Here is a 6,753-nt window from a genome sequence, read left to right as displayed (position 1 = left end):
GGGCTGACGCGCATTCGACCATGCGTATCCGAACGACAGGTCCAGCGGGTCGAGGGTGCCCTCGGCGGCTGCGTCGATGTGGATCTGCCCGTCCTTCACCAGCGTCGGAGCCGCGCTGACGATGCTGTCACCGGGGCCGAGCTCGACCTTCCGGCCGTGGGTGTCCCGGACGACGTCCTGCAGCTTGATCTTCTTACCGGGCTCCGCGTGGCTCGACAGCCAGTCGGCGGCCGCGCCGATGCCCTGGAGCACCGAGCCGCCGGCCGGGACCGTGCCGCCTCGGGCGCCGACCGAGACCACCCGGTCGGCGGCGTCCAGCACCACCTGGGTGCCGCTGCCGCTGGGCAGTGCGGCCCCGAACTGCGGGGTGAACTTCACCAGGTCGTCGCCGATCCGGCAGGTGAGGTCCTGGCGGGGCTGCTCGGTGGGGGTCGCCCCGGGGCGACCGCAGTTGCGGACCTTGCCCGGTACGCGGTTGATCCCCTGCACCTGGAAGGCGGCGGCCCCCGCCCGCGCGGTGACCGTGGTGGTGAGGTCGGCGATGCGGGCGTTCCGACCGCCGTTCTCCAGGATCAGCGCGGCGCGGCTGCCGGCGGCCATGGACTGCAGCTCACCGTCGTAGGCGGCGACCCCGGCCGAGGTGCCCTGCACGCCGTCGGCGTCGGAGGTGATGAAGAAGCCTGCGTTGACACCGATCAGGGAGCCCAGTCCGGCGGCGACCGACGAAGTCGTCTCACGCTGTGCCACGTTGCCGTGGTGGGTGCCCTCGACCGTGCCCTGGAAGCGGTGCGGGTCGACGACTGCGACGTGGACGCTCTCGCGGTCGGCCGGCTGCTCGGCGTCGTAGCCGGTCCAGTCCACCGCGGTCCGGAACCCGGCCGCGGTGAGTGCCTTGCCCGCGCTCGTCGCCGCGGCCTGGGTCGGATACGAACCCACCCGCAGCCGCCAGCCGATGGCGCCGCGCGGGGTGTCCGCGTAGTCCGGCCACAACACCTCCTCCAACTGCGGCGCGAAGCCGGCGTCGCGCAGCCGCTGCGTGGTGGCCTCGGCCCAGGAGCGGTCACCCACCGGGGCCCAAGAGGCGGCACCGGTCAGCCGGTTGACTGCGGCTGCCTGGACGGTGACGGTCCAGGTCGGCGCGGCGTCCGCATGCCGCAGGACGCCCGTGCGTACCTCGGCCCCGGGTGCGACAGTCTGCGTGGTCCACTGCGCCGTGGAGGAGTCGGCGGCGGCAGCGGCCGTTGCCGGAGCGGCGGCCTGGGCCACTCCGGAGACCGTCCAGGGGGTGACGGCGGTCAGCACGAGGGCGGTGGCCAGCGCCGCTCGAGTGCGCATGCCCCGGCGGGTGCGCCAGGTCCCGCTCCCACGTGTTCCGACTGTGTTGCCCATGGAACCCTCACTCACTCGATGTCCGGGAGGGCCGACTGCGCGCTCGCACCGGCCGATCAACGGACGCAGTCCAGCCGAGCCCGGCGACCTGTTCGGTACGGAGAAGAGACGACACAGGCATACATGCGTGAATGATCGGAGGTGCCGACACCCCGGGAGACGCCGTCACCAGAGCCTTCCTGGCCCGCTGTTCGCTCCTCACACCGCCGAAAGCCGGGGCGCACTCGACTCCCAGGACGGGCACTTCAACTCGGCCGCGATGACGAGGCGCTCGCGTGGCCGGACAGGCGTAAGGCGACGGGTTCGGTGGGTTGGAGCAGGGTGCGGTCGAAGGTGTGCCGGCCGGTCGCGGAGGTCATCTCACGTTGCGAGGGTGTGGGGCCTTCTTCGCCGTAGCGGCAGGAGTTGTCGAGTTCCTGCTCGGTTGGCACCAGTGCAGCGGTGATCGATCACCCTGACTTCGCGGCGGTGGTTTCGCTCTCGCCGCCCAGTCGGTTGATCTCCGGGCTGTACAGGATCCGCTGCTCGATCGCTCCGGGCCGGGTGACGGCGAGCATGGCGCGGCCGATGTGTTCGGTGGTTGTGGTGTGACGGGGGGCGAGGCGGTGCAGCAGCGGGTAGAGCCAGGAGGTGAGGCCGTAGAGGACGCGGTACATCGGGGTCCTGGAGACTGCTCCGTGGCGGGGGCGGATATAGGCGGGGCGGAACATGTACGCGTCCATCGGCATGGCCAGCAGGGCGTTCTCGGTCCGGCCCTTGACACGGCCCCACATGGTCCGGCCGTGTTCGCTGCTGTCGGTGCCCTCTCCCGAGATGTAGGTGAAGGTCAGTCCGGGGTTGGACGCGGACATGGCACGCGCGGCAGCGAGGGTGTAGTCGTAGGTGATGCGGGTGTACTCGACCTCGCCGAGGCCGGAGGAGGAGATGCCGAGACAGTAGAAGCAGGCGTCGCAACCGGCCAGTTGTTCGGAGATGGCGGACAGATCGGTGAAGTCCTGGTGGATGATTTCCCGCAGTTTGGGATGGCTGATGCCCAGCGGGCGGCGGACCACTACCAGCACACGCGTGACGGCGGGGTCGAGGAGACAGGCGCGCAGTACGCCGTGTCCCATCATGCCGGACGCGCCAAAGATGACGACTTTCACAGACAGGCTCCAGGGAGAGGAGGAGGTCAGGTGCGCAGCACCACGGTGGCAGTGACGGCGCTCGCTATCGATGCCGACGCCCATGGCGGGCGTGAGCGGGTGTTGCTCAGGGAGAGCACGAACTCAGGTCACGCAGTTCCCCAGCGGGCAGCGCATAGGAGACGCGCCTGTCCTTCAACGCCTGGGCGATCTGGTCGACCTTTGCCTTGTGCCTGTCGTGGATGGCCTGCGGCAACTCGTTCTCGGGGCGCTCCAGTTGCCGCCAAGCGGTCGGCCACGCGTCAGACAGTCTAAAACCCATGGTTAGGGACCCAGTGACACCGCCCGGGGCCGACGCTTCCGGATGAAGGCAGTCCGGTGGCGTCGGTCCGTTGGAGGTCGTCCCCGAACGGTGCTCTGGGGGTGTCGCCGTCAATCGGTGCCGGCCGTGACCGGCTCCCAGCGGGCGTATTCGTCCATCAGCTCGGCGAAGCGGCCCCGCACCATCTCCAGGCCGGCGGTGGCCACGGCCAGGTGCAGCGGGGGCTCGTCGATGCCCGTGATGTCGGCAACGGCCGCCATGGACTTGACGAGGTCGCCCCTGACCGTCTGCTTGTCGAATCCGGCCATGGATTCGTAAGCGGGCGCGTAGGCAGGGATGGAGGAGGCGGGGAGCTTCGAGTTGGTCGTGAACTGGGTGTTGAAGCCGGCCGGCTCGACCAGGGTGACGCGGATACCCAGCGGGCCGACCTCCGCGGCCAGTCCCTCGGTCAGGTTCTGCACGGCACTCTTGGAAGCGCAGTACACGGACATCGTGGGCAGGCTGACGTGGCCGCCCATGGAGCCGATGTTGAGGATGTGGCCGGAGCCGCGTTCCCGCATGTGCGGGAGTACGGCCTGGATCACCTGGACGACGCCCACGACGTTGGTTTCGAACTGGTCGCGCAGCTGGTCGGGACTGACCTCCTCGACCGTGCCGACCTGCCCGTAGCCGGCGGCGTTGACGAGGGCGTCGATGGCGCCGAAGCGATCGATCGCCTCCCTGACGGCCTGCTCGGTGCTGGCGTGGTCGGTGACATCAAGGCGGGTGATCAGGACGTTGGCGAGGTCGGTGAAGGCCGGGTTGGCCTTAGCGGTGTCACGCATGGTGGCCACGACATTCCAGCCGCGCTTGGCGTACTCGAAGGTGATCGCCTCGCCCATGCCGGTCGCGGCGCCGGTGATCAGGACAGTCTTGCTCATGATGCTCTCTCTCGGAGGTGCGGCCTCCAGCCGCACTAATCAGGAACAACAAATACTGTATAGCATGCTCATCCTGTACAGTGTGCCTATGTCAACACCCCGGGGAGACGCCCAGCGCCGCGAGCAGGTGCTTGCAGCGGCGCTGACTGTTTTCGCCACCTTCGGCTACCGCAAGACGTCGATGGACGCAGTGGCCCGGGCCGCGGACATCTCCCGCCCGGGGCTGTACTTCCTTTTCTCCAGCAAGGAGGAGTTGTTCCGCGAGACCATGCGGCAGGAGTTGGACCGTGCCCTGGGCGACGTCCGTGCGGCGCTGACCGCACCGGACGTGGACCTCAACGCTCGTCTGGTGGCCGCACTCGATGCCCATCTGGGCCGCTACGTCGGTACGCACCTCAACGAGGGCGTCGACGACCTGCTGGAGCAGGGCACAGCAAAGCTCGACAGCATGTACGACGACTACCGGGGTGCCTTCCACGACGCGCTCGCCGAGGCGATTGCCGCCTCTGGCCGGCCCGCTGACAAAGTCGCGCCGCGCCAGATCGCCGAAGTCTTGGCCGCAGCCGGCGAGGGTTGGAAGCACCGCGTTGCCGACCGTCCGGAATTCGTCGACAAGCTCAGCTTGGCCGTCAATGTCGCGCTGCGGCCATAGGCCATACAGCCCGACGTCGAGCGCCACGGTGGCTGGGCCTCGCGGCGACACCGGCAACGGAGGTGCGACGCAAAGTGCCGGCTCACGCAGCCGCTCGGTGAGCTCGGGGCCGCGTCGCTTCTGGGTGCGCACCGGGAAGAAGCCGACAGCAACACCTGGGCTTTCGCGGGCGCTTGAGCCCATCGGGCTCGTCAAGCGGCCCAGGGTCTGTCGTCGAATGATTTCGGCTGGTGAATCACGGTCGGGTGATATGCCGCCATGAACTGCCCGATGCAGAGTGGGAGCTCGTCCGGTCGCCCGCCCCACGCGCCGGTGTGGAGTGCCGACCGAGCCGCCATGGGGCGGGGTGACCACGACCCCGACCATGAGGCCGACCACGCCTCCGCCCGCGCCCAGCCTCGACCACGGCTGGTCAGCTGGTTTCTTTCCAGAGGTGCGGTGATGGGAGCGGAGCCCGCGTAGGCCTTCGGGCCGCGGGCGTCGGCAGACCGGTGCCGGTCGTTCCCTGGCCGGAGCAACCCTGGAGCAAGGGCCACTGCCAGTGTCGGCCGAGAGCGTCGAGTCATGTCACGACGGAGGCGGGTGAGGCGGGGCGGGGCTGGCTGTCGCGTCGGCCGGTTCAGGTGCCGGGCCGCCCCGCGGAGGCCCAGGCGGCGTATTCCTGGCGGACGTAGCGGCGGCAGTTGGGGCCGAGCGTGATCGTGTCGGGTCGGCACGGCCCGGCCACCAGGTCGGGACGGCGGCGGTCGTGCCGCAGGAGTTGTTCGGCGGTCTGTGCGGCGGCGCCGGCCGGACCGGGGCCAGGGCTTTCCAGGGCCATACGGTCCATGAGGGCTGCCCGGCGCAGCAGCCAGGCGCGTTCGGCGACCGCGGCGTCGACCGGCCGGCCGGTGACGGTCCTGGCCTGGCGGCCGTCGCGCTCGGCTCCGAGGGCTAGCAACTGGTGCATTTCGCGGCGCAGGTCGGGCGCGTTCGCGTACACCTCGTGCGGGGGCGGGGCGTCGACGTCCTCGCCGGTGTTCGGGGTGACGTCCTCCCCCGATACGGCGGGGCGGGCGCCACAGCGTGTGCACAGCACGGTGTCGTGGTCCAGATCGCCGCGGTCCAGGTTGCCATGGTCGAGGGCCGGTGGGTTCGCCAGGGACCGCACGGGCCCCCGGACCGGGGCTGGACAGACATCGATGGGGCACGGCTTGTGGGTCGCGAGGGCCCACTCGCGGGGGTCGTCGGGTGAGCCTGCGCCGAGGCGGCCGCCGGTGGCCGGCAGCCGACGCATTGCCACGGTCCCGGGCCCGGCAAGGGGCGGCGGCTCGCACGGAAATCCGGGGCTGGTCATGCCGAGCACCTCAGGCAGGCGTGGACTTCGCGGCCGCTGCGCGTCTGGTGGACCTTGGTCGACTGCGCGAGGTACTGGACGATGCCGGTGCCGCGGCCGTGCTCGTCCGGGGCGATGTCGGGGCGACGGCGTTCCACGGCCGTTCCGGAGTCACTGACCACGATGTTCAGGGTGCCGTGGTCGAGGACGAGCCGCAGGGTCATGTGCTCGCGGCCGTACTGGGCGGCGTTGGCTGCGAGTTCGTCGACGATGAGAACGGCGGACTCGCGCTCGCTCTCGGGAACACACCAGGTCTCCAGCAGATCGGCCGCGAGGTGACGGGCGGCGCAGACGTGCGCCTCCTGCGCGGGCAGGGCGAGCAGTGCCTCGTGGCGGCAACGCCGGGAGATCGGTGGGCGCGGGCGGGGGGAATCGGTTACGAACATGGTCTTCTGACTCTTCTGTGCATGTGCGGAGACCGGAACGTGGAGACTGCCAACGCGTTCGAAGGGCGGTCGGTATGCCGGATCCTGCATCGGAGCGTTCATTCAGTTCCACGGACGGCGCATGCCGAACGGTTCGAGCAATTCGCTCCTTTTACTCCACTTACTCCACTTCTTGCTGGTCAGGTCAAGACCGGAGAGCGTGCACGCCCCGGCTGCGCGCTCACGCGTCAAGTCGGCCAAGGGCTGGCCTTCTTCGCGGGAATCGACGGCGAGGGCGACTGGTCCCACTGGTTCGGCAACCGCAGAAGGGGAGCGGGCCGGAGTCCCGTGGACGACCGTGGTCCGGTGCGCCAGAAGTCCGCCCGACGCAGGGTCGGGCGGACCCCTGGCGATCTCACGCCCGGATCGTGACCATCTTCTGACCGTTGCCGGCGACGATCTCGAAGTGCTCGATGGCGCCCGGAGACATGGGGACCGCCCCGGGGACCGTGGTGCCGGGAGGGTACTCGCCTGCCCGCCAGGTGGCGCCGTCCGCCCTGACCCCGCCGGCTCCGACCGCCTGCAGCCGGCAGGTGATCCCGGCGG

General features: G+C 69.9%; 7 protein-coding genes and 1 pseudogene. 1 reads left to right on the top strand and 7 read right to left on the bottom strand.

Annotated features, from left to right (window positions below):
* The 4 genes from ACWEK3_RS41840 to ACWEK3_RS41825 form a co-directional block, all read right to left on the bottom strand.
* The coding region (locus ACWEK3_RS41840; RefSeq protein WP_453252211.1) for an SPOR domain-containing protein at positions 1-1,335 on the bottom strand (1,335 nt) is incomplete at its 3' end.
* Positions 1,336-1,634: 299 nt separating this feature from the next.
* Positions 1,635-1,820, bottom strand: a complete 186-nt coding sequence (locus tag ACWEK3_RS41835; RefSeq protein WP_450546830.1) for a hypothetical protein — start codon at positions 1,818-1,820, stop codon at positions 1,635-1,637.
* A gap of 18 nt (positions 1,821-1,838) precedes the next feature.
* On the bottom strand, positions 1,839-2,534 hold the full coding sequence (locus ACWEK3_RS41830; RefSeq protein ID WP_450546829.1) for an NAD-dependent epimerase/dehydratase family protein: 696 nt from the start codon (positions 2,532-2,534) through the stop codon (positions 1,839-1,841).
* Positions 2,535-2,945: 411 nt separating this feature from the next.
* Complete coding sequence (locus ACWEK3_RS41825) at positions 2,946-3,755, bottom strand: SDR family NAD(P)-dependent oxidoreductase (protein ID WP_453252210.1); 810 nt, start codon at positions 3,753-3,755, stop codon at positions 2,946-2,948.
* A gap of 64 nt (positions 3,756-3,819) precedes the next feature.
* Here ACWEK3_RS41825 and ACWEK3_RS41820 point away from each other — a divergent pair, with 64 nt between their 5' ends.
* Positions 3,820-4,407, top strand: a complete 588-nt coding sequence (locus ACWEK3_RS41820; RefSeq protein WP_453252209.1) for a TetR/AcrR family transcriptional regulator — start codon at positions 3,820-3,822, stop codon at positions 4,405-4,407.
* A gap of 619 nt (positions 4,408-5,026) precedes the next feature.
* Here the strand turns inward: ACWEK3_RS41820 and ACWEK3_RS41815 are convergent.
* The 3 genes and pseudogenes from ACWEK3_RS41815 to ACWEK3_RS41805 all read right to left on the bottom strand — a co-directional run.
* Complete coding sequence (locus ACWEK3_RS41815; protein ID WP_453252208.1) at positions 5,027-5,683, bottom strand: hypothetical protein; 657 nt, start codon at positions 5,681-5,683, stop codon at positions 5,027-5,029.
* 56 nt (positions 5,684-5,739) lie between these two features.
* Entirely contained in the window at positions 5,740-6,168 is a 429-nt protein-coding gene (locus ACWEK3_RS41810; RefSeq protein WP_453252207.1) for an ATP-binding protein, read from the bottom strand.
* Between the two features lie 394 nt (positions 6,169-6,562).
* A pseudogene (locus tag ACWEK3_RS41805) lies at positions 6,563-6,753 on the bottom strand (hypothetical protein); the annotation flags it as partial.

It is taken from the genome of Streptomyces sp. NPDC004721, assembly GCF_053601495.1.
Note: the sequence above shows the minus strand (reverse complement) of the source record. Positions and strands in the feature narration are given on the sequence as shown.